Genomic DNA, 26,142 nt, shown 5'->3' on the forward strand with positions numbered 1-26,142 from the left:
TGCTGTGATTAACACACTCACGTCGCTGCTCAATGCAGCCGGTATTTCCCTCTCCGATCAACAAAAACAGCAGCTGGTTGCCTATGTCGGCCTGCTGGATAAGTGGAACAAAGCCTACAACCTGACCTCCGTCCGCGATCCGCAGCAGATGCTGGTGCGTCATATCCTCGACAGTATCGTGGTGGCGCCGCATCTTCAGGGCGCACGCTTTATTGATGTTGGCACCGGACCGGGGCTGCCAGGCATTCCGCTGGCTATCGTCATGCCGGATGCGCACTTTACGCTGCTCGACAGTCTGGGCAAGCGGGTCCGGTTCCTGCGTCAGGTTCAGCATGAGTTAGGACTTACTAATATCACGCCGGTCCAGAGCCGGGTAGAGACCTTCCCGGCGGACCCCCCGTTCGACGGGGTGATCAGCCGTGCTTTTGCCTCCCTGACCGATATGGTGACCTGGTGTCATCATCTGCCGGGAAGGGAAGGGCGCTTCTTTGCGCTGAAAGGGGTGCGACCAGACGATGAAATTGCCGCTTTACCGGCAGGCTTTGGTGTAGATTCCGTCATCAGACTGCAGGTGCCTCAGCTGGACGGTGACCGCCACCTGGTCATTCTGCGTCACCAGTAGCCTTATCGTCAGCAGGGTCTTAGCGCGTTTCAGCCTCAGGCCCTTTGAGGCGGCTGATTAAAAAAAACGCAGACGAGATCGGTGTGATAAAAGTTTTTGATTAAACGCGCGCGGTAAGAAGGTTAAAAAGGCCGATGGAAATTATCCGAAAAGCTCTGTTACATTTAACCTTTAATTCACATTTGGTTATCAGAAATATCACTTGTATAGCCGGGTAGCGGAATAAAAATAGTCACGTCAGAAAATATATCGCGGTAATAACCTGCCGTGCGTAATATCAGTTTCACGATTCTCAGGCACAGTTCGATGTCAATAGCCTGTTTTCCGGGAAATTACGCTTTCCGCTACAGCGATCTAATTTTAAGTGGCTGATTCAAATAGGCTTAACCGATGCAGGCCGGGCGCTGAAATAGCCCCCTGATAAAACTCATTCTGGCGCAGGTGCTTATTATGTGATCTAAAGCACGCTTTAAAAGCAAGACGCCAGTGAATTTTCAGTCCGATTCAGATGAATTCCGGCAGGGTAATCTTTGGAAAAATAGCCCTCCGGAAAGAAATTTAAATAATTGTTCACCTTTTCGCTACTTACCGATTGAAATCGCAGGTGCGGCCCGTATAATTTGCACGGCTTTTGCTGCTTGACTCAACTGCGCAAAGGCAGTCTTATACGACACGCGACATACCCCTGATGGGGCAGGAGAGTATCAGCGTCATGTCAGTGTCTCTTTACAGTGTGAAATTCGCCCGAACGGTGCTGATGATTCAGCTGGTGACGATAGTCATCATCGGCGCACTCTTTGCTGTTAAAGATGTCACGTGGGGTGTCTCTGCTCTTGCTGGCGGAGCGGCAGCCTGGCTGCCAAACGTATTGTTTTTGTTTTTAGCCTGGCGCCTGCAGGGGCAATCCCCCGCTTCGGGGCGAGTCGCGTGGAGCTTCGCTTTAGGTGAAATAGCCAAAGTGTTTGCGACCATCATTTTGCTCATTGTGGCGTTGGGTCTATTCGGCGCGGTCTTCTGGCCGGTCGGAATAACCTGGTTATCGGTGCTGGTGGTACACATGCTGGCACCGGCGGTAATTAACAACAAAGGGTAAGAGGCATCATGGCTGCAGGAGAAATCTCTACTCCGCAAGAGTACATTGGTCACCACCTGACTCATCTTCAGTTGGACCTGCGTACCTTCGAGTTAGTGAATCCGCACGACGCTCCCGCGACGTTCTGGGTATTAAATATCGATTCCATGTTTTTCTCTCTGGTGCTGGGAGTTATCTTCCTGGTGTTGTTCCGTAGCGTGGCGAAGTCTGTCACCAGCGGTGTGCCAGGGAAAATGCAGGCGGCTATCGAACTGGTTGTCGGCTTCGTTGATAGTAACGTGCGCGACATGTATCACGGTAAGAGTAAACTTATCGCCCCGCTGGCTCTGACAATCTTTGTCTGGGTCTTCCTGATGAACTTCATGGATCTGCTGCCAATCGACCTGCTGCCTTATATCGGCGAGCACGTATTGGGGTTACCGGCGCTGCGCGTCGTACCGTCTGCAGACGTGAACATCACGCTCTCTATGGCGTTGGGCGTATTTATTTTGATTCTGTTCTACAGCGTCAAAATGAAAGGCATTGGCGGCTTCACGAAAGAGCTGACGCTGCAGCCTTTTAACCACCCGATCTTCATCCCGATCAACCTGATTCTGGAAGGTGTAAGCCTGCTGTCTAAGCCTGTTTCACTGGGTTTACGACTGTTCGGTAACATGTATGCGGGTGAACTGATCTTTATCCTTATTGCCGGTCTGTTGCCGTGGTGGTCACAGTGGGTGCTGAATGTGCCGTGGGCCATTTTCCACATCCTGATCATTTCGCTACAGGCTTTCATTTTCATGGTCCTCACGATCGTCTATCTGTCGATGGCATCTGAAGAGCATTGATTTTTTTCTCAACACTACTTTCCCTCCTGATTCCGGGTGGCAGCGCACGCCGCTGAAGCCCGGAAGATGAAGGGAGCATTTAACTGAAACAAACTGGAGACTGTCATGGAAAACCTGAATATGGATCTGCTGTACATGGCTGCCGCTGTGATGATGGGCCTGGCGGCAATCGGTGCTGCGATCGGTATCGGCATCCTCGGAGGAAAATTCCTGGAAGGCGCTGCTCGTCAGCCTGACCTGATTCCTCTGCTGCGTACGCAGTTCTTTGTTGTAATGGGTCTGGTGGATGCAATCCCGATGATCGCTGTTGGTCTGGGTCTGTACGTGATGTTTGCTGTCGCCTAAAGCCCTGTGTTCACTCAGCGCACAATGTGCAGGGGTGAACGGATTCTGCCGCTTATCGCTGATAACGGCAGAAAAGTTAAATACTCAATCTAGAGGCATTGTGCTGTGAACATTAATGCAACAATCCTCGGCCAGGCTATCGCGTTCATCCTGTTTGTCGCGTTCTGCATGAAGTACGTATGGCCGCCGATTATGGCTGCCATCGAAAAGCGCCAGAAAGAAATTGCTGAAGGCCTTGCTTCTGCTGAACGTGCGAAGAAAGATTTGGATCTCGCGCAGGCTAATGCGACCGACCAGCTGAAAAAAGCCAAAGAAGACGCTCAGGTCATTATCGAGCAGGCGAACAAGCGTCGCACGCAGATTCTGGACGAAGCCAAAACCGAAGCTGAAAACGAACGTAATCGTATCGTGGCACAAGCGCAGGCGGAAATTGACGCCGAACGTAAACGTGCACGTGAAGAACTGCGTAAGCAAGTCGCGTTGCTGGCTATGGCTGGCGCCGAGAAGATCATCGAACGCTCCGTGGATGAAGCTGCTAACAGCGACATCGTTGATAAACTGGTCGCTGAACTGTAAGGAGGGAGGGGCTGATGTCTGATCTGATTACTGTAGCTCGCCCCTACGCCAAAGCAGCTTTTGACTTTGCTGTTGAGCATCAAAGTATTGAACGCTGGCAACAGATGCTGGCGTTCGCCGCAGAAGTGGCTCGCAATGAACAGATGGCTGATCTTCTCTCTGGTGCGTTAGCACCGGAAGCGCTGGCAGCGTCGTTTAACGCAGTCTGTGGTGATCAACTGGATGAACCCGCGCAGAACCTGATTAAGGTGATGGCGGAAAACGGACGTTTGACAGCGCTTCCGGCTGTACTGGCCCAATACATCGAACTGCGTGACGCTCATGAAGCCACCGCTGAAGTTGATGTTATCTCCGCCAGTACGCTGAGTGACGACCAGCTGAATAAAATCAGCGCCGCGATGGAAAAACGTCTGTCACGCAAAGTTAAGCTGAATTGCAAAATTGATAAGTCTGTGATGGCAGGCGTGATCATCCGTGCGGGTGATCTGGTTATTGATGGCAGCGTACGCGGCCGTCTTGACCGTCTGGCTGACGTCTTGCAGTCTTAAGGGGACTGGAGCATATGCAACTGAATTCCACCGAAATCAGCGAACTGATCAAGCAGCGCATTGCTCAGTTCAATGTCGTGAGCGAAGCTCACAACGAAGGTACGATTGTTTCTGTAAGTGACGGTATCATCCGCGTACACGGCCTGGCCGATGTCATGCAGGGTGAGATGATTGCCCTGCCGGGTAACCGTTACGCTATCGCCCTGAACCTCGAGCGTGACTCGGTTGGTGCAGTGGTGATGGGTCCTTACGCTGACCTCGCCGAAGGCATGAAGGTTAAGTGTACTGGCCGTATTCTTGAAGTACCGGTAGGCCGTGGCCTGCTGGGCCGCGTCGTGAACACCCTGGGTGCTCCTATCGACGGTAAAGGCGCAATCGACAACGACGGTTTCTCACCGGTTGAAGTGATTGCTCCTGGCGTTATCGATCGTCAGTCAGTCGACCAGCCGGTTCAGACCGGTTATAAGTCGGTCGATGCGATGATTCCAATCGGCCGTGGCCAGCGTGAGCTGATCATCGGTGACCGTCAGACCGGTAAAACCGCGATGGCGATCGATGCGATCATTAACCAGCGCGACTCAGGCATCAAGTGTGTCTACGTTGCGATTGGTCAGAAAGCCTCAACCATCTCTAACGTGGTTCGTAAGCTGGAAGAGCATGGCGCACTGCAGAACACCATCGTTGTTGTGGCGTCTGCGTCTGAATCTGCTGCACTGCAGTATCTCTCTCCGTACGCAGGTTGTGCGATGGGCGAATACTTCCGTGACCGCGGTGAAGATGCGCTGATCGTTTATGATGACCTCTCCAAGCAGGCTATCGCATACCGTCAGATCTCTCTGCTGCTGCGTCGTCCACCAGGTCGTGAAGCATTCCCTGGCGACGTGTTTTATCTCCACTCTCGTCTGCTGGAACGTGCATCACGCGTAAGCGCTGAATATGTTGAGCGTTTCACCAATGGCGCGGTGACAGGTAAAACCGGTTCACTGACTGCACTGCCGATCATCGAAACTCAGGCGGGCGACGTTTCTGCGTTCGTTCCGACCAACGTAATCTCGATTACTGACGGTCAGATCTTCTTGGAATCGAACCTGTTCAACTCCGGTATTCGTCCGGCGGTTAACCCAGGTATTTCGGTATCCCGTGTTGGTGGTGCTGCACAGACCAAGATCATCAAGAAACTGTCCGGTGGTATCCGTACCGCGCTGGCACAGTATCGTGAACTGGCGGCGTTCTCGCAGTTCGCTTCTGATCTGGATGATGCAACCCGTAAACAGCTGAGCCACGGTCAGAAAGTGACCGAGCTGCTGAAGCAGAAACAGTATGCGCCGATGTCTGTCGCGCAGCAGGGTCTGGTTCTGTTCGCTGCCGAGCGTGGCTACCTGAACGACGTTGAACTGGCAAAAATTGGTAGCTTTGAAGCTGCACTGCTGGCCTTCGCCGATCGCGACCACGCTGAGCTGATGGCTGAAATCAACCAGTCGGGCAACTTTAACAACGATATCGAAGCGAAGCTGAAAGGCCTGATCGATACGTTTAAAGCAACCCAGTCCTGGTAATGTCTGGCGGCTTGTCTGAAAAGGCAGGCCGCAAGGCTTTGAGGAGAAGCTAATGGCCGGCGCAAAAGAGATACGAAGCAAGATTGGAAGCGTGAAAAACACGCAGAAAATCACCAAAGCGATGGAAATGGTCGCCGCCTCCAAGATGCGTAAAACGCAGGAACGCATGGCGGCCAGCCGTCCGTATGCAGACACCATGCGCAAAGTGATTGGTCACCTTGCGTTGGGTAATCTGGAATACAAGCACCCTTACCTGGAACAGCGCGACGTCAAGCGCGTCGGCTACCTGGTCGTTTCAACAGACCGCGGGCTTTGTGGTGGTTTGAACATTAACCTGTTCAAAAAATTACTGGCGGATATGAAGTCCTGGTCCGATAAAGGCGTGCAGAGCGATCTGTCGATTATCGGTTCAAAAGGGGCGTCATTCTTCAGTGCTGTGGGTGGCAACATCGTGGCGCAAGTCAGCGGCATGGGCGATAAACCTGCCCTGTCTGACCTGATTGGCCCGGTAAAAGTGATGTTGCAGGCTTATGATGAAGGCCGCATCGACAAGCTGATGATCGTCAGTAACAAGTTCAATAACACCATGTCTCAGACTCCGACCATCACCCAACTGCTGCCGTTAGCGCCAGCGGAAGGTGAAGAAGAGATGAAGGCGAAGACCTGGGATTACCTGTACGAACCCGATCCGAAAGCGCTGCTGGATACCCTGCTGCGTCGTTATGTCGAATCGCAGGTTTATCAGGGTGTGGTGGAAAATCTGGCCAGTGAGCAGGCCGCACGTATGGTGGCGATGAAAGCCGCAACCGATAACGGCGGAAATCTGATCAAAGAGCTGCAGTTGGTGTACAACAAAGCTCGTCAGGCCAGCATCACCCAGGAACTTACCGAGATCGTCTCGGGGGCCTCCGCGGTTTAACCAGGTTTGGAATTAGGTAGAGGATTCAAGATGGCAACTGGAAAGATTGTCCAGATTATCGGCGCCGTTGTTGACGTCGAATTCCCTCAGGACGCGGTACCGCAAGTGTACAGCGCCCTCGAGGTGATGAATGGTGATGCACGTCTGGTGCTGGAAGTTCAGCAGCAGCTGGGCGGCGGCGTTGTGCGTACCATCGCAATGGGTACGTCTGACGGCCTGAAGCGTGGTCTGAACGTCAACGACCTGCAGAAACCGATTCAGGTTCCAGTCGGTAAAGCGACCCTGGGCCGTATCATGAACGTTCTCGGCGAGCCAATCGATATGAAAGGCGAGCTGAAAGAAGAAGATGGCAGCGCAGTAGAGATCGCCTCTATTCACCGCGCGGCACCTTCTTATGAAGATCAGTCTAACTCGCAGGAACTGCTGGAAACCGGCATCAAGGTTATCGACCTGATGTGTCCGTTTGCGAAAGGCGGTAAAGTCGGTCTGTTCGGTGGTGCGGGTGTGGGTAAAACCGTCAACATGATGGAACTGATCCGTAACATCGCGGCTGAGCACTCAGGTTACTCTGTGTTTGCCGGTGTGGGTGAGCGTACTCGTGAGGGTAACGACTTCTACCACGAAATGACCGACTCTAACGTTATCGATAAAGTTGCGCTGGTCTATGGCCAGATGAACGAGCCGCCGGGTAACCGTCTGCGCGTCGCACTGACCGGTCTGACCATGGCGGAAAAATTCCGTGATGAAGGCCGCGACGTTCTGCTGTTCATCGATAACATCTACCGTTATACCCTGGCCGGTACAGAAGTTTCTGCACTGCTGGGTCGTATGCCATCTGCGGTAGGTTACCAGCCAACGCTGGCAGAAGAGATGGGTGTGTTGCAGGAGCGTATTACCTCCACCAAGACCGGTTCAATCACCTCCGTACAGGCCGTTTACGTTCCTGCGGATGACCTGACTGACCCGTCACCAGCGACCACCTTCGCGCACCTGGACTCAACCGTTACGCTGAGCCGTCAGATCGCCTCTCTGGGTATCTACCCGGCCGTTGACCCGCTGGATTCTACCAGCCGTCAGCTGGATCCGCTGGTTGTGGGTCAGGAGCACTATGATGTTGCACGTGGCGTTCAGTCACTGCTGCAGCGTTATCAGGAGCTGAAAGACATCATCGCCATCCTCGGTATGGATGAGCTGTCTGAAGAAGACAAACTGCTGGTGGCACGTGCGCGTAAGATTCAGCGCTTCCTGTCTCAGCCGTTCTTCGTTGCGGAAGTATTCACCGGTTCACCGGGTAAATACGTTTCCCTGAAAGACACTATCCGTGGCTTTAAAGGCATCATGGAAGGTGAGTTTGACCACCTGCCAGAGCAGGCCTTCTACATGGTTGGTGCCATCGAAGAAGCCGTGGAAAAAGCGAAGAAACTGTAATAACGGTTTCCCGGGAGGAAGATTATGGCTATGACTTATCACCTGGATGTGGTCAGCGCAGAGGAGCAGTTGTTCTCTGGTCTGGTACAGAAAATTCAGGTGTCAGGTAGCGAAGGTGAACTGGGGATTTTCCCTGGCCATGCGCCGCTGCTGACTGCCATTAAGCCTGGAATGATCCGTATCGTGAAACAGCACGGCGAAGAGGAGTATATCTACCTCTCTGGCGGCGTGCTGGAAGTGCAACCGGGCAGCAGCACCGTTCTGGCCGATACCGCGATTCGCGGTACCGATCTGGATGAAGCGCGTGCTCTGGAAGCAAAACGCAAAGCAGAAGAGCACATGAACAGCAGCCACGGCGACGTGGACTATGCTCAGGCCTCTGCCGAGCTGGCGAAAGCCATTGCTAAACTGCGCGTGATCGAACTGACCAAAAAAGCGATGTAATCCAGCTTTATGCGTCACGAAATGCCAGCCCTCGGGCTGGCATTTTTTTTGTCTGCTGTGGCAAATCGGCCTCTTCGCCTAATTTCGGCCTGAGAAAAATGTAGTAATCTCCCCCCTAAACCGTTTTACTTTCACCCGTAAAAATTCACCCAGGATAGTTATGTCTAACAGTGCGATGAGTGTGGTGATCCTTGCTGCTGGCAAGGGCACCCGTATGTATTCCGATCTGCCGAAAGTTCTGCATACGCTGGCAGGCAAACCGATGGTTCAGCATGTCATTGACGCCGCCAAAGGGCTGGGCGCACAGCACATCCATCTGGTTTATGGTCACGGCGGCGACCGCCTGAAAGCAACCCTCACTGATAGTGCACTCAACTGGGTGTTGCAGGCTGAACAGCTTGGCACCGGCCACGCGATGCAGCAGGCCGCGCCTGCGTTTGCCGATGATGAAGAGATCATGATGCTGTATGGTGACGTGCCGCTGATCTCCCTGGAGACCCTGAAGCGGCTGCGCGAAGCCAGATCGCAGGGCGGTATCGGGTTACTCACCGTGGTGCTGGACGACCCCACCGGATACGGGCGCATTGTGCGTGAGAACGGCACCATCACCGGCATCATCGAACAGAAAGATGCCAGCCCGGCACAGCTTGCCATTACCGAAATCAACACCGGTATCCTGATCGCCAATGGCGGCGATTTAAAACGCTGGCTGGCGCAGCTCACCAACAATAATGCGCAGGGCGAATATTACATCACCGACATTATTGCGCTGGCGCATCAGGAAGGGCGGACGATCAATGCCGTTCATCCGGCGCGTATCAGTGAAACCGACGGGGTGAACAACCGGCTGCAGCTGGCAACCTTAGAACGCACTTATCAGGCGGAACAGGCGGAAAAACTGCTGCTGGCGGGCGTGATGCTGCGCGATCCGGCCCGTTTTGACCTGCGCGGAACGCTGACGCATGGACGGGATGTGGAGATCGACACCAACGTCATTATTGAAGGCCAGGTGACGCTGGGCGCACGCGTGAAAATCGGTGCGGGCTGCATCATCAGAAACAGCGTAATCGGCGACGATTGCGAAATCAGCCCCTATAGCGTGATCGAGGATGCCACCCTCGCGACCGCCGTTACCGTCGGGCCGTTTGCCCGTCTGCGTCCCGGCAGCGATCTGGCGCACGCCGCCCATGTGGGTAACTTCGTCGAAATGAAAAAAGCGCGTCTGGGCAGAGGATCGAAAGCGGGTCACCTCTCCTATCTCGGCGATGCGGAGATCGGCGACAACGTAAATATCGGTGCAGGCACCATCACCTGTAACTATGACGGCGCGAACAAATTCAAAACCGTGATTGGCGATGACGTCTTTGTCGGCTCAGATACCCAGCTGGTGGCCCCGGTCAGCGTGGCAGCAGGCACCACTATCGCGGCAGGCACCACCATCATGAAGGATGTGACCGAAGCCGGGCTGGTCTACAACCGCAAAGAGCAGAATCACAAAGCGGACTGGCAGCGTCCGGTGAAGAAAAAATAAATTTTTAACGGCCCGCCTTGAGCGGGCCGGTACAGTGCAGTGCCAAAACTATAATCCCCACTCTCTACAAGGCTCGGGGAACCGGCAAAGCCGGATATCAGGTCGCATGACAACGAAAGTGGCGAAAAGCCATGTAGTCAGGAAAACATCATTATGTGTGGAATTGTTGGTGCAGTAGCACAGCGCGATATCGCAGAGATTCTGCTGGAAGGTCTGCGTCGTCTTGAATATCGCGGATATGATTCGGCCGGTCTGGCCGTGGTCGATCGTCAGGGGCACGTTACGCGCCTGCGGCGTTTAGGGAAGGTGCAGAAACTGGCGGAAGCTGCTGAACAGCAGCCGCTGATTGGGGGCACCGGCATCGCGCACACGCGCTGGGCAACCCATGGCGAGCCGTCGGAAGCGAATGCGCATCCGCACGTCTCAGAACATATCATCATCGTGCACAACGGCATTATCGAAAACCATGAGCCGCTGCGCGCGGAACTGATCGAACGCGGCTACGTTTTTGTTTCTGAAACCGACACGGAAGTGGTGGCGCATCTGGTTCACTGGGAGCAGAAGCAGGGTGGATCGCTGCGTGACGTGGTGCTGCGCGTGATCCCGCAGCTGCGCGGTGCCTATGGCATGGTCATCATGGACAGCCGCGATCCTTCACGGCTGGTGGCGGCCCGTTCCGGCAGCCCGCTGGTCATCGGTCGCGGCGTGGGTGAAAACTTTATCGCCTCCGATCAGCTGGCGCTGCTGCCGGTCACCCGTCGCTTCATCTATCTGGAAGAGGGCGATATCGCCGAGATCAGCCGCCGCGACGTGACGGTAATCGATCGGGAAGGCAACAGCGTGACGCGCGCCGAGATTGAGTCGAACCTGCAATATGATGCCGGTGACAAAGGCATTTACCGTCACTACATGCAGAAAGAGATCTATGAACAGCCGATGGCGCTGAAAAGTACCCTGAGCGGTCGCTTCAGCCAGGGGCAGGTGGATCTCAGCGAGCTGGGTGCGGGTGCCGAGGCGCTGCTGAGCCAGGTCGAGCATATCCAGATTATCGCCTGCGGCACCTCCTATAACTCTGGCATGGTGTCACGCTACTGGTTTGAGTCGCTGGCCAACATCCCCTGTGATGTTGAGATCGCCTCGGAGTTCCGCTACCGCAAATCAGCGGTGCGCAAAAACAGCCTGCTGATCACCCTGTCGCAGTCGGGCGAGACCGCCGATACCCTGGCGGCGCTGCGCCTCTCGAAAGAGCTGGGCTACCTGGGATCGCTGGCGGTCTGCAACGTGGCCGGTTCGTCGCTGGTGCGCGAGTCGGACCTGGCGCTGATGACCAAAGCGGGCACGGAAATCGGCGTTGCGTCGACCAAGGCGTTCACCACGCAGCTCGCCGTCCTGCTGATGCTGGTGGCGAAACTGGGCCGTCTGAAAGGGATGTCCGCCGACACCGAGCATGAGATCGTGCATGCGCTGCAGGCGCTGCCCAGCCGGATTGAGCAGATGCTGGCGCAGGATAAGCTGATTGAGAATCTGGCCGAAGGCTTCTCTGACAAGCATCACGCGCTGTTCCTGGGACGTGGCGATCAGTATCCGATCGCTATGGAAGGGGCGCTGAAGCTCAAAGAGATCTCCTACATCCATGCGGAAGCTTACGCCGCTGGCGAACTGAAACATGGCCCGCTGGCGCTGATTGATGCCGATATGCCGGTCATCGTGGTGGCACCCAACAACGAACTGCTGGAGAAGCTTAAATCCAACATCGAAGAGGTGCGCGCCCGTGGCGGCCTGCTCTATGTATTTGCCGACCAGGATGCCGGCTTCAGCGACAGTGACGGGATGAAGATTATCCCGCTGCCGCATGTCGAAGAGGTGATTGCGCCGATCTTCTACACCGTGCCGTTGCAGTTACTCTCCTATCACGTCGCCCTGATCAAAGGCACCGACGTCGACCAGCCCCGTAACCTGGCCAAATCGGTTACCGTGGAATAATCAGGTGGGCCCCGAGTGGGCCCACTTCATTTTTGCGTACTGTCATATAACTGTCATATTTCGTACATTTCACTGTCATCAAACTGTCCTATTTTCCCTCCTGCAGCAATCACTGACTCTTACTAAAACGGCCCCGAGCCTGACTTTTCTCCCCTGGAGGGAACATGACACTGATGCGTAGCACCGTAGCCCGAATTCTTGCCACCACCTTCGCCGTCAGCGCGGTATCTGCTTTTGCGGCCACCGATCTCACGGGCGCTGGCGGGACATTCCCGGCACCGGTTTATGCCAAGTGGGCAGCAGAATATCAGCAAGCCACCGGTAGCAAAATTAACTACCAGGGCATCGGTTCATCCGGCGGTGTCAAACAGATCATCGCCAAAACCGTGGATTTCGGTGCGTCCGATGCGCCTATGAAAGAGGAAGATCTGCAGAAAAATGGCCTGTTCCAGTTCCCGACCGTCATCGGTGGCGTGGTACTGGCGGTTAACCTGCCAGGCATCAAGTCAGGCCAGCTGACGCTGGATGGCAAAACCGTCGGTGATATCTACCTCGGCACCATCAAAAAATGGAACGACCCGGCGATTGCCAGACTTAACCCGGGCGTAAAACTGCCAGAGACCAACATCAACGTGGTACGTCGCGCTGATGGTTCAGGCACCTCGTTCGTCTTCACCAGCTATCTGGCGAAGGTGAACCCGGAGTGGAACAGCAAAATCGGTAAAGGGAACACCGTTAACTGGCCGGTCGGTCTGGGCGGGAAAGGCAACGACGGTGTCGCCGCCTTTGTTCAGCGTCTGCCGGGTTCAATCGGCTATGTGGAATATGCCTACGCCAAACAGAATAACCTGACCTACACCAAACTGATGGATGCCGATGGCAAAGCGGTCGCGCCAGACGAAACCAGCTTCAGCAATGCTGCGAAAGGCGCTGACTGGAGCAAATCGTTTGCCCAGGACCTGACCTTCCAGAAGGGTGCAGATGCCTGGCCTATCTCCTCCACCACCTTCATTCTGATCTACAAAGATCAGGCGAATGCGGCCAAAGGCGCTGAAGTGCTGAAGTTCTTCGACTGGGCTTACAAAAGCGGCGGCAAAACGGCTAACGCGCTGGATTATGCGGCGCTGCCTGCGAGCGTAACCGAACAGATCCGTGCCGCATGGAAAGCCAACATCAAAGACAGTTCTGGTAAAGCGCTTTATCAGTAATTGAACGACCCTGACCGGACGGTAGTCCGGTCAGACCCAGCGGGCGGCGTCATGCCGCCCCGATAACCTCTGAAGACTGAGACTTCTATGGCTGCAACGAAGCCGGCTTTCAAAGCCCCAGGCAAACAGGGTGACAAAATTTTCGGTGCACTGGTCCGGCTGGCTGCGCTGATTGTCCTGTTACTGATGGGCGGCATTATCGTCTCCCTGATCATCTCCTCGTGGCCCAGCATCCAGAAGTTTGGTTTCGCCTTTTTGTGGACCAAAACCTGGGATGCGCCCAATGAAGAATTTGGTGCTCTGGTGCCGATCTACGGCACGCTGGTGACCTCCCTTATCGCGCTGATTATCGCCGTGCCGGTCAGTTTTGGTATCGCGCTGTTCCTGACTGAACTCGCACCCGGCTGGCTGCGTCGTCCGCTGGGCACCGCTATTGAGCTGCTGGCGGCGATTCCGAGCATCGTTTATGGCATGTGGGGCCTGTTTGTTTTCGCCCCGCTGTTTGCCGAATATTTTCAGACGCCGGTCAACGACGTCATGTCAGGCATTCCGATTGTCGGCGCGCTCTTCTCCGGCCCCGCTTTCGGTATCGGTATTCTCGCAGCGGGGGTGATTCTGGCCATCATGATCATCCCTTACATCGCCTCCGTGATGCGCGACGTCTTTGAGCAGACGCCGGTCATGATGAAAGAGTCCGCCTACGGCATCGGCTGCACCACCTGGGAAGTGATCTGGCGCATCGTCCTGCCGTTTACCAAAAACGGCGTGATTGGCGGCATCATGCTGGGACTGGGGCGTGCACTGGGTGAGACCATGGCGGTCACCTTTATTATCGGCAACACCTACCAGCTCGACAGCCCGTCGCTGTTTATGCCGGGTAACAGCATTACCTCGGCGCTGGCCAACGAGTTTGCGGAAGCGGAGTCGGGTGTGCATGTTGCCGCGCTGATGGAGCTGGGGCTGATCCTGTTTGTGATTACCTTTATCGTTCTGGCGATTTCCAAGCTGATGATTATGCGCCTGGCGAAAAGTGAAGGAGCGCGCTCATGACCACGATTGAAATTCAGGCGCGTGCCGAACTGGACGCTTCACGCCGTAAAATGCAGTCCTGGCGCAGCACCAAAAATAAGATCGCGCTGACGCTGTCGCTGCTGACAATGGCGTTTGGCCTGTTCTGGCTGGTGTGGATCCTCTTCACCACGGTTTCCCGCGGCGTGGATGGCCTCTCCTGGTCCCTGTTTACCGAATCGACCCCGCCACCGAACACTGCGGGCGGCGGGCTGGCGAATGCCCTGGCCGGAAGTGGATTACTGATTTTCTGGTCAACCTTCTTTGGCACGCCGCTGGGGATTCTGGCCGGTATCTATCTGGCGGAATATGGACGCAAGTCCGCCCTGTCAGAGGTGATCCGCTTTATTAACGACATTCTGCTGTCGGCACCGTCGATTGTGGTCGGCCTGTTCGTCTACACCCTTGTGGTGTCGCAGATGCAGCACTTCTCCGGCTGGGCCGGGGTGATAGCGCTGGCGCTGCTGCAGGTGCCGATTGTGATCCGTACCACCGAAAACATGCTGCGTCTGGTGCCAGACAGCATGCGTGAAGCGGCTTACGCCCTGGGCACGCCGAAGTGGAAGATGATCTCGGCCATCACCCTGAAGGCGTCCGTCTCCGGCATCATCACTGGCGTGCTGCTGGCCATCGCCCGCATCGCCGGGGAAACGGCACCGCTGCTGTTTACCGCGCTCTCGAATCAGTTCTGGAGCACGGACATGATGCAGCCGCTGGCCAACCTGCCGGTCACCATCTTTAAGTTCGCCATGAGCCCGTTCGCCGAATGGCAGAGCCTGGCCTGGGCGGGCGTGCTGATTATTACCCTGTGCGTGCTGCTGCTGAACATTGTCGCGCGGGTGATTTTCGCCAAAGGCAAACACGGTTAACTTCCGGCGCGGCCCGCTGCGGCGCCGTATAAGAGAGATGAATGATGAGTATCGCGACGGCATCAGCCGATAAAATTCAGGTCCGTAATCTGAACTTCTATTACGGTAAGTTTCATGCGCTGAAGAACATCAACCTGGATATCGCTAAGAATCAGGTGACGGCATTTATCGGGCCATCGGGCTGCGGTAAATCGACCCTGCTGCGTACCTTTAATAAAATGTACTCCCTCTATCCTGAGCAGCGGGCCGAAGGGGACATTCTGCTGGATGGCGAAAATATTCTGACGGCCCAGCAGGATATTGCGCTGCTGCGCGCCCGCGTCGGCATGGTCTTTCAGAAGCCGACCCCGTTCCCGATGTCGATCTATGACAACATCGCCTTTGGCGTGCGCCTGTTTGAAAAGCTGTCACGTGCCGATATGGATGAGCGCGTGCAGTGGGCGCTGACCAAAGCGGCACTGTGGAATGAAACCAAAGACAAGCTGCATCAGAGCGGTTACAGTCTCTCCGGCGGTCAGCAGCAGCGTCTCTGCATTGCGCGCGGCATCGCGATTCGCCCGGAAGTGTTACTGCTCGATGAGCCCTGCTCGGCGCTGGACCCGATCTCGACGGGGCGTATCGAGGAGCTGATCACCGAGCTGAAACAGGACTACACCGTGGTGATCGTGACGCACAACATGCAGCAGGCGGCGCGTTGCTCTGACCATACGGCCTTTATGTATCTGGGTGAGCTGATTGAGTTCAGCGACACCGACACGCTGTTTACCAAACCGGCGCAGAAGCAGACTGAAGACTACATTACCGGCCGCTACGGCTGATCTGACAGGAGATCGACATGGATAATCTGAATCTGAACAAACACATCTCCGGTCAGTTCAATGCCGAGCTGGAGCATATCCGCACTCAGGTGATGATCATGGGCGGGTTGGTTGAGCAGCAGCTGACCGACGCGATTACCGCGATGCACAACCTGGACGGCGAGCTGGCGCAGCGGGTGATCGACGGTGACCAGAAGGTCAACATGATGGAGGTGGAGATTGATGAAGCCTGCGTGCGCATCATCGCCAAACGTCAGCCAACCGCAATCGATCTGCGGCTGGTGATGGCGATCATCAAAACCATCTCTGAGCTGGAGCGCATTGGCGACGTGGCAGAGAAGATCAGCCGCACGGCGCTGGAGAAGTTTGGTCAGCAGCATCTGCCGCTGCTGGTCAGCCTGGAGTCGCTGGGCCGCCACACCGTACAGATGCTGCATGATGTGCTGGACGCCTTTGCCCGCATGGATCTCAATGAGGCGATCACTATCTACCGTGAAGATAAAAAGGTGGATAAAGAGTATGAGGGCATTGTGCGTCAGCTGATGACCTACATGATGGAAGATCCCCGTACCATTCCCAGCGTGCTGACGGCGCTGTTCTGCGCCCGTGCGATTGAGCGCATCGGCGATCGCTGCCAGAACATCTGCGAAATCATCTTCTATTTCGTTAAAGGTCAGGATTTCCGCCACGTTGGCGGTGACCGTCTCGACGAACTGCTGTCGGGTGATGACGGCAGCAACCGCCCTTCCTGATCCCGCTTACCCTGCGCCTGCCCGGCGCAGGGATAAGCCTTTTCAATTGGTCACACCCTGAACACTCTTTATAATTGCGGCACTTTTCTCTCTGAGGTGCGCAAAGATGTCTCCTTCTCCCCAATCTAAGCCAGGCGTTACGCCCGGCAAAGCGATGCTGGCTGCGGTCAGTGGTTATGCCATGGATGGATTCGACCTGCTGATACTCGGCTTTATGCTGCCGGCTATCTCCGTTTCGCTGGCGCTCAACCCCTCACAGGCGGGATCGCTGGTGACCTGGACGCTGATTGGCGCGGTAATCGGTGGCATCGTGTTTGGTCATCTCAGCGACCGTTTTGGCCGCATCCGTATGCTCACCGTCACGATTCTGGTCTTTTCTGTCTTCACCGGTCTGTGCGCGGTGGCGCAGGGCTACTGGGATCTGCTCGCCTGGCGCACGCTGGCGGGCGTCGGACTGGGCGGTGAGTTTGGTATCGGCATGGCGCTGATTGCCGAAGCCTGGCCGGTGGAGAAGCGCAATCGCGCGTCAGCGTGGGTCGGCATTGGCTGGCAGCTCGGCGTGCTGATGGCGGCCTTTATCACGCCGCCGCTGCTGACGCTTATCGGCTGGCGCGGCATGTTCCTGGTCGGGCTGCTGCCGGCGCTGGTCTCGTTTGCTATCCGCCGCGGCATGGGCGAGCCGGAAGCATATCAGCGTCAGGTTAAGCAGGTGCCGTCGCTCTCTTTCCCGGCGCGCCTGAAGCTGCTGGTGCGCGATCGCACTACCGCCAAAGCCAGCCTCGGCATTTTTATTCTCTGTTCCGTGCAGAACTTTGGCTACTACGGGCTGATGATCTGGATGCCAAGCTACCTCTCCTCCAGCTTTGGCTTCAGCCTGACCAAATCGGGTCTCTGGACGGCGGTCACCGTCGTCGGGATGACCTTTGGCATCTGGCTGTTTGGCGTGCTGGCCGACCGCTTTGCGCGCTGGAAAATTTTCCTGCTCTACCAGTTTGGTGCCGTGGTGATGGTGGTGGTCTACGCCCAGCTGCGCGATCCCACCATTATGCTGGTGACCGGCGCGATCATGGGGATGTTCGTTAATGGCATGATAGGCGGCTACGGTGCGCTGATTTCCGATACCTTCCCGCCGCAGGTGCGGGCCACCGCGCAGAATGTCCTGTTCAACCTGGGTCGTGGCGTGGGCGGCTTTGGGCCGGTGGTGATAGGGCTGCTGGCCAGCCAGTTTTCGTTCACGGCGGCGATTACCCTGCTGGCGCTGATTTATCTGCTGGATATTGTGGCGACGCTGTTCCTGCTGCCGAAGAAGCAGGGTCAGGAAGATACGCTGGGCGCGATTGGCTGACAGACGGTGGCCGGGGGATCGCTCTCCCGGCCATCAGGGCTTTCTGATACTGCTCAGCGTGCGCCGGGATGGCACGATCAGTTCATCAGCGGCAGGAGCTGCCGATAGAGGGTTGCAAAGGTTTCCCGGCGTGAGCGGTACTCCGCCATTCTGCCGGGATCCGGCTGATGCCGCTGCACCCGCACCGGTGTCGGGACGGTGACGCTGGCATCCAGCGCCTGCTGTGCCAGCCTGGCCGCGCCCAGGGCCGGGCCAACCTCGCCGCCATGACAGTAATCCAGCGTCTGGCCGCTGATATCCGCCAGCATCTGACGCCACAGCGCACTGCGCGCCCCGCCGCCGATCAGCATAATGCTCTCTGGCTGAACACCACACTCATGCAGCACATCCATGCCCTGCGCCAGCGCAAAGCCGACCCCCTCCAGCACCGACCGCGCCAGCTCGGGACGACCATGCTGGTGGGTAAAACCAAAGAAGGCGCCGAGGGCGTTGGGATTGTTGTGCGGCGTGCGTTCACCGGAAAGATAGGGCAGAAACCAGAGTGGCGGCACGTCATCACGCGCCCGCGCGGCTTCATCCAGCAGCTCAGGCACATCCCGGCAGCCGGTCAGCGTCGCGGCCCAGTCCAGACAGGAGGCCGCACTCAGCATCACCGACATCAGATGCCAGCGCTGCGGCAGCGCGTGACAGAAGCTGTGAACGGCCTGCTGCGGATTGCTGAGATAGCCATCGCTCACCACAAAATAGACGCCGGAGGTGCCCAGCGACAGCATCCCCTGGCCGGGTTCGGTCATGCCGACGCCTGTGGCGCCGGCGGCATTGTCGCCCCCGCCTGCGGCCAGCGGCACCGCGTTCATCTTCCAGCGTATCGCCAGGTCAGCATGTAAGGAGCCGGTCAGGGCATTGCCCTCATAGAGTTGCGGCATCTGGTCGCGACTGAGATCGCAGGCGTGCAGCATCACATCGCTCCAGTCACGCTGCGCCACATCCAGCCACATCGTGCCTGCGGCATCTGACATATCCGTGGCGAAGTCGCCACTCATCCGCCAGCGCAGGTAATCCTTGGGCAGCAGCACGTGCGCGATCTGACGGAAGATGGCCGGTTCATGCTGCTGCACCCACAGCAGTTTGGGGGCCGTGAAGCCGGGCATCATCAGGTTACCGGTGATCGCCCGTGAATCCGGTACCTTCTGCTCCAGCTTACGGCACTGCGCCTCACTGCGTCCATCATTCCAGAGCATGGCCGGGCGTAAGACCTGGTTTGCGCTGTCGAGCAGCGTCGCTCCATGCATCTGTCCGCTCAGCCCGATGGCCTGCACGGCATCCAGATCCTGCTGTGCGCTCAGCGCCTGCATCGCCTGATCCAGCGCCTGCCACCAGCTTTCGGGATCCTGCTCGCTCCACAGGGGGTGTGGACGCGAAACCTGCAGCGGCGAGGTTTCTGTCGCCACCACGTTGCCCTGTGCACCCATCAGCACCACTTTGACGCCAGAGGTGCCTAAATCGATCCCGATATACATGCTCCGCTCCTGAAGGTTCAGAAATCAAACAGATAGTGATTCACCAGATTTTCCAGCTGCTCCTGACGCCCGCTCTGATGCTGCGGATTGAGCTGCTGCTGCTGAGCATGCGCCGCCAGCGCGTCGAGGGAAAACTCGCCTTTCAGAATTTGCTGGCCGAACTCACTATTCCAGCCGCTGTAGCGCTGCGCCACACGCTTATCCAGCTCGCCGTCGCTGATCATGCGCGCCGCCACCTTCAGCGCCAGCGCCATCGTATCCATTGCCCCGATATGACCGTAGAAGAGATCATATTTGTCGGTGCTCTGACGACGCACTTTGGCATCAAAGTTTAAACCGCCGGTGGTAAAGCCGCCCGCTTTAAGGATTTCATACATCACCAGCGCGTTCTCTTCCACGCTGACCGGGAACTGATCGGTGTCCCAGCCACACTGCGGATCGCCACGGTTCGCATCCACCGAACCGAAAATGCCCAGCGCAATGGCGGTGGCAATTTCGTGATGGAAGGAGTGACCGGCCAGCGTGGCGTGGTTCGCCTCCACGTTCACCTTGATCTCTTTCTCCAGCCCGAACTGTTTCAGGAAGCCATAAACCGTGGCGACATCGTAGTCATACTGATGTTTGGTCGGCTCCTGCGGTTTCGGTTCGATCAGCAGCGTGCCCTGGAAGCCGATTTTATGTTTATGTTCGACGACCATCTGCATAAAGCGGCCAATCTGCTCGCGCTCCTGCCGCAGATCGGTATTCAGCAGCGTTTCATACCCTTCACGTCCCCCCCACAGCACATAGTTTTCGCCGCCCAGCGTTTTCGTCGCCTGCATGGCGCTGCAGACCTGCGTCGCTGCCCAGGCAAAGACCGCCGGATCGGGGTTGGTCGCCGCGCCTGCGCCATAGCGCGGATGAGTAAAGCAGTTAGCGGTACCCCACAACAGTTTCACGCCGGTCTCCTGCTGTTTCTCCAGCAGCTTATCGGTCATGGCGGCAAAGTTTTCTTTGTAGCTTTGCAGCGAATCCCCTTCCGGTGAGACGTCCACGTCGTGGAAGCAGTACCAGGGCACATTCAGCTTGTGGAAAAACTCAAAGGCCACATCCGCCTTCTGCTTTGCCAGCTGCAATGCATCGCCGCTTTTCTGCCAGGGACGATCAAAGGCGCCGACACCAAACATATCCGCGCCGTTCCAGCAGAAGGTATGCCAGTAGCAGGCGGCAAAGCGCAGATGTTCCGCCATGGTCTTGCCGAGGATCACCTCATCAGGATTGTAGTGGCGGAAAGCGAGAGGATGCGTCGACTGGGGACCTTCATAACGAACCCGATCGATCTGATCGAAATAAGCGTGCATGGTTTGCTCCTTAGCATCAGTACCCGAATGGTCTGCGTTGAAGCCATATTTGATATGGGTGACTGACTCAGCTCAATTACGATATTTCACTCCGGGTTTCAGATAATTATTATTTGTGCGCTGGCTCGCAAAATAAGGCTATTCCACGCGGAGCGTCGCGCGCGGCATGGTTTCTCCGAAAAGGATGAAAATTCGATCGCGCTCATAAAAAAACAAATAAACCAAAAAACGTAATAGCCGGATAAAAATCAGTAATTGCTGTCATTCAGAAATAAGGGCAACAATTCATCCGCCTGGTTTATCGGCCTGACACGAAAATAGCCTCAACCTACAGGATGATCACAATGAAGATGAAACATGCACTGTTTGCTGCCTGTGCGGCGCTGGCGCTGTTCAGCCAGACCAGCCTGGCGAAAGAAGTGAAGATCGGCATGGCAATTGATGATTTGCGCCTGGAGCGCTGGCAGAAAGATCGCGATATCTTTGTAAAACAGGCCGAGTCGCAGGGCGCTCAGGTGTTTGTTCAGTCTGCGAACGGCAATGAAGAAACCCAGATGTCGCAGATTGAAAATATGATCAATCGTGGTGTCGATGTGCTGGTCATTATTCCTTACAACGGTCAGGTGCTGAGTAACGTCGTCGCAGAAGCGAAGCGGGAAGGCATTAAAGTGCTGGCCTATGATCGCATGATAAATAATGCCGATATCGATTTTTATATCTCTTTTGATAATGAAAAAGTGGGTGAACTGCAGGCCGAAAGCATTGTGAAACAGGTGCCTAAGGGCAACTATTTTTTAATGGGCGGATCGCCGGTGGATAATAACGCCCGCCTGTTCCGCGCCGGACAGATGAAAGTGTTAAAACCCTATATCGATAACGGCAGCATCAAAATTGTTGGCGATCAGTGGGTCGATGCCTGGCTGCCGGAAAATGCGCTGAAGATTATGGAAAATGCCCTGACCGCCAATGGTAACCATATCGATGCGGTGGTCGCCTCTAACGATGCTACCGCCGGGGGAGCGATTCAGGCGCTGAGCGCGCAGGGACTGGCAGGGAAAGTGGCCATCTCCGGGCAGGATGCCGATCTGGCGGCGATTAAGCGCATTAAAGCGGGCACTCAGACCATGACCGTTTACAAGCCGATCACCGAGCTGGCGACCGAAGCGGCGAAAATCGCGGTCGAGCTGGGCGATGGCAAAACACCCGCCAGCAACAGCACGCTGAACAACGGCCTGAAAGATGTGCCGTCGCGGCTGCTGAAGCCGATTCCGGTTAACAAAGACAATATCGAAAGCACCGTGGTGAAAGACGGTTTCCACAAACAGAGCGAACTCTGACCGCGCAAAGCGTGAGGGAGAACAGTCGATGCTGCTGGAAATGAAAAACATCACCAAGCGTTTCGGTGCCGTGAAAGCGCTGAATGATGTCAGCCTGCACCTGGAGGCGGGCGAAGTGATGTCGCTTTGCGGTGAGAATGGTTCAGGCAAATCGACCCTGATGAAAATCCTGTGCGGACTCTATCCGCACGGCGATTTCGAGGGGCAGATCCACTTCTCTGGCGACGAAATTCAGGCACAGACGATTCGCGATACCGAGCGTAAAGGCATCGTGATCATTCATCAGGAGCTGGCGCTGGTGCGGCAACTGACGGTGATGGAGAACATCTTCCTCGGTGCCGAACTGAGCCGGTTCGGCATGGTGGATGATGAAACCATGACCCTGCGCTGCCAGCAGCTGCTGGCGCGGGTCGGGCTCAACGTCTCTCCCGCCACCCGCGTGGGGGAGTTAGGTCTGGGCCAGCAGCAGCTGGTGGAGATTGCCCGCGCCCTTAACAAACAGGTCCGGCTGCTGATTCTGGATGAGCCGACCTCCTCCCTGACCGAGCAGGAGACGGAGGTGCTGCTCGGTATCATCCGCAATCTGCGTGAACACGGCATCGCCTGCATCTACATTTCGCACAAGCTGAATGAGGTGAAGGCGATCTCCGACACCATCTGCGTCATCCGCGACGGTCAGCACATTGCCACCCGTCCGGCGGCGGGCATGAGCGAAGATGACATCATCACCATGATGGTCGGCCGCGAGCTGACCGCGCTCTATCCTCATGCACCGCATGAGATCGGCGACCTGGTGCTGAAGGTGGAAAACCTCACCGCCTGGCATCCCGTCAACCGCCATATCCGCCGCGTCAACAACGTCTCTTTTACGCTGCGACGCGGTGAAATCCTCGGCATCGCCGGGCTGGTGGGCGCGGGCCGAACCGAAACGGTGCAGTGTCTGTTTGGTGTCTGGCCGGGCCGCTGGCAGGGCGACATCTGGATCAATGGTCAGCAGGTCAGCATCACCGACTGCCGCGCCGCGATTGCGCACGGCATCGCGATGGTGCCGGAAGATCGCAAAAAGGATGGCATCGTGCCGCTGATGGCGGTGGGCAAAAATATTACCCTGGCGGCGCTGGATCAGTTCAGCCACCGGCTCTCGACCCTGGATGAAGCGCAGGAGCAGCAGGCCATCAACGACGCGATCGGCCGGCTGCGGGTCAAAACCTCCTCGTCAGAACTGCCGATTGGCCGGTTAAGCGGCGGCAATCAGCAGAAAGCCATTCTGGCGAAATGCCTGCTGCTGAACCCGAAAATCCTGATTCTGGATGAGCCGACGCGCGGCATCGATGTGGGCGCGCGTCAGGAGATCTATCTGCTGATCAATGCGCTGGTTCAGCAGGGGATCGCCGTCATTGTGATTTCGTCTGAGCTGCCGGAAGTGCTGGGCCTGAGCGATCGGGTGCTGGTGATGCATGAAGGGCAGATCAAAGCCGATTTAGTTAACGATAACCTGACTCAGGAGCAGGTGATGGAAGCTGCCCTGCGGAGTGAACATTATGCTTAAAAGTGAAAGTACCCAAAGCCGCCTCTCCGGCACGCCGGGCAAACCGTCACCGGGCAGGTTCACGCTGCCTGACCTGCAGGTGCTGGTAATGCTGGGCGCGATTGTCGTGATTGCGCTGTTCTTTACCTGGACCACCGATGGCGCATGGCTCAGTGCGCGTAACGTCTCTAACCTGCTGCGTCAGACCGCCATCACCGGCATCCTGGCCGTCGGCATGGTGTTCGTGATTATCTCGGCGGAGATCGACCTGTCGGTGGGTTCGATGATGGGCCTGCTCGGCGGGGCCGCGGCGATATTCGACGTCTGGCTTGGCTGGCCGCTGCCGCTGACGATTGTGGTGACGCTGGTGATGGGGCTGCTGCTCGGCACCTGGAATGGCTGGTGGGTGGCCTACCGCAAAGTGCCGTCGTTTATCGTCACGCTGGCGGGGATGCTGGCGTTCCGCGGCATCCTGGTCGGGATTACCGACGGCACCACGGTGGCACCAATTACGCCGGGAATGTCGCAGATTGGTCAGAGCTATCTGCCGGACGGCGTCGGTTTCGGCTTTGGCTTTGTCGGTCTGGCGCTGTTTATGCTGTGGCAGTGGCGTCTGCGGCTGCGCCGTCAGCAGCTCGGGCTGCCGCAGGGCGCGGCCAGCGGCACGGTGGGCCGTCAGGCGATCACCGCGATTCTGGTGCTGGGGGCCATCTGGTTACTTAATGACTATCGCGGCGTGCCGACGCCGGTATTGCTGCTGGTCATGCTGTTGCTGGCGGGCATGTTTATGGCTACCCGCACCGCCTTTGGCCGTCGTATCTACGCCATCGGCGGCAATATCGATGCTGCGCGCCTTTCGGGCATTAACGTGGCGCGCACCAAGCTGGCGGTGTTTGCCATCAACGGCGTGATGGTGGCGATCGCCGGGCTGATCCTCAGTTCGCGGCTGGGCGCTGGCTCGCCGTCGGCGGGTAACATCGCGGAACTCGACGCGATCGCCGCCTGTGTCATCGGCGGCACCAGTCTGGCCGGGGGGGTCGGTTCCGTGGCCGGGGCGGTGATGGGCGCCTTTATCATGGCATCGCTGGATAACGGCATGAGCATGATGGATGTGCCGACCTTCTGGCAGTACATCGTCAAAGGGGCGATTCTGCTGCTGGCGGTGTGGATGGATACGGCCACGCGGCGTCGGGTGTAATCGCGCGGACGATCACATTGTGGCGCAAACAATTTTTTTGCCCCTGTCAGCCGTGCTATGCAATGCGCTGAGCATTTAAGGGAACGCGCCACCATGCATGACAAACGCTATCGCATTACCCTGCTGTTTAACGCCAACAAAGTGTATGACCGCCAGGTTGTGGAGGGGGTCGGGGAGTATCTGCAGGCATCGCAGACTGACTGGGATATCTTCATCGAAGAAGATTTCCGCTGCCGCATCGACAACATCCGCGAATGGCTGGGAGATGGGGTGATCGCCGATTACGACGATCGCTCCATCGAAACCCTGCTGTCGAATGTTTCCGTGCCGATAGTGGGCGTCGGAGGCTCCTACCACCGGCCGCAAGATTATCCGCCGGTGCACTACATCGCCACTGACAACGCCGCGCTGGTAGAGAAAGCCTTTCTGCACCTGAAAGAGAAGGGGATCAATCGCTTTGCCTTTTATGGATTACCGGCCTCCAGCGGCAAGCGCTGGGCGCAGGAGCGGGAACAGGCGTTTCGCCAGCTGGTGGGGCGCGAACGCTATCAGGGCGTGGTCTATCAGGGAATGGAAACTGCGCCTGCCAACTGGCAGCACGCCCAGAACCGGCTCGCCGACTGGCTGCAGACGCTGCCGCCGCAAACCGGGATTATCGCCGTCACCGACTCACGGGCGCGGCACCTGCTGCAGGCGTGCGAACACCTGAAAATTCCGGTGCCGGAGAAGCTTACGGTGATCGGGATTGATAATGAGGAGCTGACCCGCTATCTGTCGCGCGTGGCGCTCTCTTCCGTGGCGCAGGGCTCGCGGCAGATGGGCTATCAGGCGGCCAAGCTGCTGCACCGGCTGCTGGATAAGCAGCCCCTGCCGCTTCAGCGCATTCTGGTGCCGCCGGTAAAAGTGATCGCCCGCCGCTCGACCGACTTCCGCTCGCTGCGCGACCCGGCGGTGATTCAGGCGATGCACTACATCCGCTTTAATGCCTGCAAGGGGATCAAGGTGGAGCAGGTGCTGGATGCGGTCGGGCTGTCACGCTCCAATCTGGAAAAACGCTTCCGGGATGAAACCGGCGACACCATTCATGCGATGATCCACCGCGAAAAGCTGGAAAAAGCGCGCGAACTGCTCGCGTCCTCCTCGCTTAACATCAATGAGATCTCACAGATGTGCGGCTACCCCTCGTTGCAGTATTTCTACTCGGTCTTTCGCAAAAGCTACGACACCACCCCGAAAGAGTACCGGCAGCATCACGGGGAGAATGTGTTGTAGGGGAGAGTCTCTGCA

At 56.8% G+C, this 26,142-nt stretch carries 24 protein-coding genes; 22 read left to right on the top strand and 2 right to left on the bottom strand.

The annotated features are described in order from the left end of the window. Positions 1-4 precede the first annotated feature (4 nt). The 18 genes from rsmG to F3I47_RS16425 all read left to right on the top strand — a co-directional run bounded on the left by rsmG (position 5) and on the right by F3I47_RS16425 (position 17,932). Positions 5-622, top strand: coding sequence for a 16S rRNA (guanine(527)-N(7))-methyltransferase RsmG (gene rsmG / locus F3I47_RS16340; protein WP_150029965.1), 618 nt, complete (start codon positions 5-7; stop codon positions 620-622). Between the two features lie 712 nt (positions 623-1,334). Next, a complete protein-coding gene (gene atpI / locus F3I47_RS16345) occupies positions 1,335-1,715 on the top strand; it encodes a F0F1 ATP synthase subunit I (RefSeq protein ID WP_009088196.1) in 381 nt (126 codons plus the stop codon). A gap of 8 nt (positions 1,716-1,723) precedes the next feature. Continuing rightward, a complete protein-coding gene (gene atpB, locus F3I47_RS16350) occupies positions 1,724-2,542 on the top strand; it encodes a F0F1 ATP synthase subunit A (protein WP_009088198.1) in 819 nt (272 codons plus the stop codon). A 105-nt stretch (positions 2,543-2,647) separates the two neighbouring features. After that, positions 2,648-2,887 (top strand): F0F1 ATP synthase subunit C, encoded by a 240-nt coding sequence (gene atpE, locus F3I47_RS16355; protein ID WP_003849523.1) that lies wholly within the window; start codon positions 2,648-2,650, stop codon positions 2,885-2,887. A 105-nt stretch (positions 2,888-2,992) separates the two neighbouring features. Then, complete coding sequence (gene atpF / locus F3I47_RS16360; protein WP_009088200.1) at positions 2,993-3,463, top strand: F0F1 ATP synthase subunit B; 471 nt, start codon at positions 2,993-2,995, stop codon at positions 3,461-3,463. Between the two features lie 14 nt (positions 3,464-3,477). Then, positions 3,478-4,011, top strand: a complete 534-nt coding sequence (gene atpH / locus F3I47_RS16365) for a F0F1 ATP synthase subunit delta (protein ID WP_009088203.1) — start codon at positions 3,478-3,480, stop codon at positions 4,009-4,011. 14 nt (positions 4,012-4,025) lie between these two features. Further along, the gene (gene atpA, locus F3I47_RS16370; protein ID WP_009088205.1) at positions 4,026-5,567 is read left to right on the top strand and encodes a F0F1 ATP synthase subunit alpha; all 1,542 of its coding nucleotides are present in this window, start codon (positions 4,026-4,028) and stop codon (positions 5,565-5,567) included. A gap of 52 nt (positions 5,568-5,619) precedes the next feature. Continuing rightward, the gene (gene atpG, locus F3I47_RS16375; protein ID WP_003849534.1) at positions 5,620-6,486 is read left to right on the top strand and encodes a F0F1 ATP synthase subunit gamma; all 867 of its coding nucleotides are present in this window, start codon (positions 5,620-5,622) and stop codon (positions 6,484-6,486) included. A gap of 30 nt (positions 6,487-6,516) precedes the next feature. Continuing rightward, positions 6,517-7,914 carry a F0F1 ATP synthase subunit beta gene (atpD, locus tag F3I47_RS16380; protein WP_009088209.1) on the top strand — a complete coding sequence of 466 codons (1,398 nt, stop codon included), beginning with the start codon at positions 6,517-6,519 and terminating at the stop codon, positions 7,912-7,914. A gap of 24 nt (positions 7,915-7,938) precedes the next feature. Next, complete coding sequence (locus F3I47_RS16385) at positions 7,939-8,358, top strand: F0F1 ATP synthase subunit epsilon (RefSeq protein ID WP_008926374.1); 420 nt, start codon at positions 7,939-7,941, stop codon at positions 8,356-8,358. Positions 8,359-8,518: 160 nt separating this feature from the next. Continuing rightward, entirely contained in the window at positions 8,519-9,889 is a 1,371-nt protein-coding gene (gene glmU / locus F3I47_RS16390) for a bifunctional UDP-N-acetylglucosamine diphosphorylase/glucosamine-1-phosphate N-acetyltransferase GlmU (protein ID WP_150029964.1), read from the top strand. A gap of 153 nt (positions 9,890-10,042) precedes the next feature. Then, positions 10,043-11,872 carry a glutamine--fructose-6-phosphate transaminase (isomerizing) gene (gene glmS, locus F3I47_RS16395; RefSeq protein WP_009088215.1) on the top strand — a complete coding sequence of 610 codons (1,830 nt, stop codon included), beginning with the start codon at positions 10,043-10,045 and terminating at the stop codon, positions 11,870-11,872. 164 nt (positions 11,873-12,036) lie between these two features. Beyond that, entirely contained in the window at positions 12,037-13,080 is a 1,044-nt protein-coding gene (gene pstS / locus F3I47_RS16400) for a phosphate ABC transporter substrate-binding protein PstS (RefSeq protein WP_009088217.1), read from the top strand. Between the two features lie 87 nt (positions 13,081-13,167). Then, entirely contained in the window at positions 13,168-14,130 is a 963-nt protein-coding gene (gene pstC / locus F3I47_RS16405) for a phosphate ABC transporter permease PstC (RefSeq protein ID WP_009088219.1), read from the top strand. Beyond that, positions 14,127-15,017 (top strand): phosphate ABC transporter permease PstA, encoded by an 891-nt coding sequence (gene pstA / locus F3I47_RS16410; RefSeq protein ID WP_009088221.1) that lies wholly within the window; start codon positions 14,127-14,129, stop codon positions 15,015-15,017. Before pstC ends, pstA begins: the two co-directional genes overlap by 4 nt. A 44-nt stretch (positions 15,018-15,061) precedes the next feature. After that, complete coding sequence (gene pstB / locus F3I47_RS16415; RefSeq protein WP_009088223.1) at positions 15,062-15,835, top strand: phosphate ABC transporter ATP-binding protein PstB; 774 nt, start codon at positions 15,062-15,064, stop codon at positions 15,833-15,835. 17 nt (positions 15,836-15,852) lie between these two features. Next, the gene (phoU, locus tag F3I47_RS16420; protein ID WP_150029963.1) at positions 15,853-16,587 is read left to right on the top strand and encodes a phosphate signaling complex protein PhoU; all 735 of its coding nucleotides are present in this window, start codon (positions 15,853-15,855) and stop codon (positions 16,585-16,587) included. 106 nt (positions 16,588-16,693) lie between these two features. Beyond that, positions 16,694-17,932 (top strand): MFS transporter, encoded by a 1,239-nt coding sequence (locus F3I47_RS16425; RefSeq protein ID WP_009088226.1) that lies wholly within the window; start codon positions 16,694-16,696, stop codon positions 17,930-17,932. A 77-nt stretch (positions 17,933-18,009) separates the two neighbouring features. Here the strand turns inward: F3I47_RS16425 and xylB are convergent, their stop codons facing one another. Further along, positions 18,010-19,452: a xylulokinase gene (gene xylB, locus F3I47_RS16430; RefSeq protein WP_150029962.1), complete on the bottom strand. Its 1,443-nt coding sequence runs from the start codon at positions 19,450-19,452 to the stop codon at positions 18,010-18,012. A gap of 17 nt (positions 19,453-19,469) precedes the next feature. Next, positions 19,470-20,792, bottom strand: a complete 1,323-nt coding sequence (gene xylA, locus F3I47_RS16435; RefSeq protein ID WP_140924006.1) for a xylose isomerase — start codon at positions 20,790-20,792, stop codon at positions 19,470-19,472. Between the two features lie 344 nt (positions 20,793-21,136). On the opposite strand from xylA, the gene xylF reads away from it, so the two are divergent. The 4 genes from xylF to xylR all read left to right on the top strand — a co-directional run bounded on the left by xylF (position 21,137) and on the right by xylR (position 26,127). Beyond that, the gene (gene xylF / locus F3I47_RS16445; RefSeq protein WP_009088231.1) at positions 21,137-22,129 is read left to right on the top strand and encodes a D-xylose ABC transporter substrate-binding protein; all 993 of its coding nucleotides are present in this window, start codon (positions 21,137-21,139) and stop codon (positions 22,127-22,129) included. A gap of 28 nt (positions 22,130-22,157) precedes the next feature. After that, positions 22,158-23,678: a xylose ABC transporter ATP-binding protein gene (locus F3I47_RS16450; protein WP_150029961.1), complete on the top strand. Its 1,521-nt coding sequence runs from the start codon at positions 22,158-22,160 to the stop codon at positions 23,676-23,678. Next, on the top strand, positions 23,671-24,855 hold the full coding sequence (xylH, locus tag F3I47_RS16455) for a xylose ABC transporter permease XylH (protein WP_009088234.1): 1,185 nt from the start codon (positions 23,671-23,673) through the stop codon (positions 24,853-24,855). The genes F3I47_RS16450 and xylH overlap by 8 nt, the downstream gene beginning before the upstream one ends. 93 nt (positions 24,856-24,948) lie before the next feature. Further along, complete coding sequence (gene xylR / locus F3I47_RS16460; protein WP_009088236.1) at positions 24,949-26,127, top strand: D-xylose utilization transcriptional activator XylR; 1,179 nt, start codon at positions 24,949-24,951, stop codon at positions 26,125-26,127. Positions 26,128-26,142 lie beyond the last annotated feature (15 nt).

The sequence above is a fragment of the Pantoea sp. M_10 genome, from assembly GCF_008631515.1.
In the GTDB taxonomy this organism is placed as follows: Bacteria; Pseudomonadota; Gammaproteobacteria; order Enterobacterales; family Enterobacteriaceae; genus Pantoea; species Pantoea anthophila.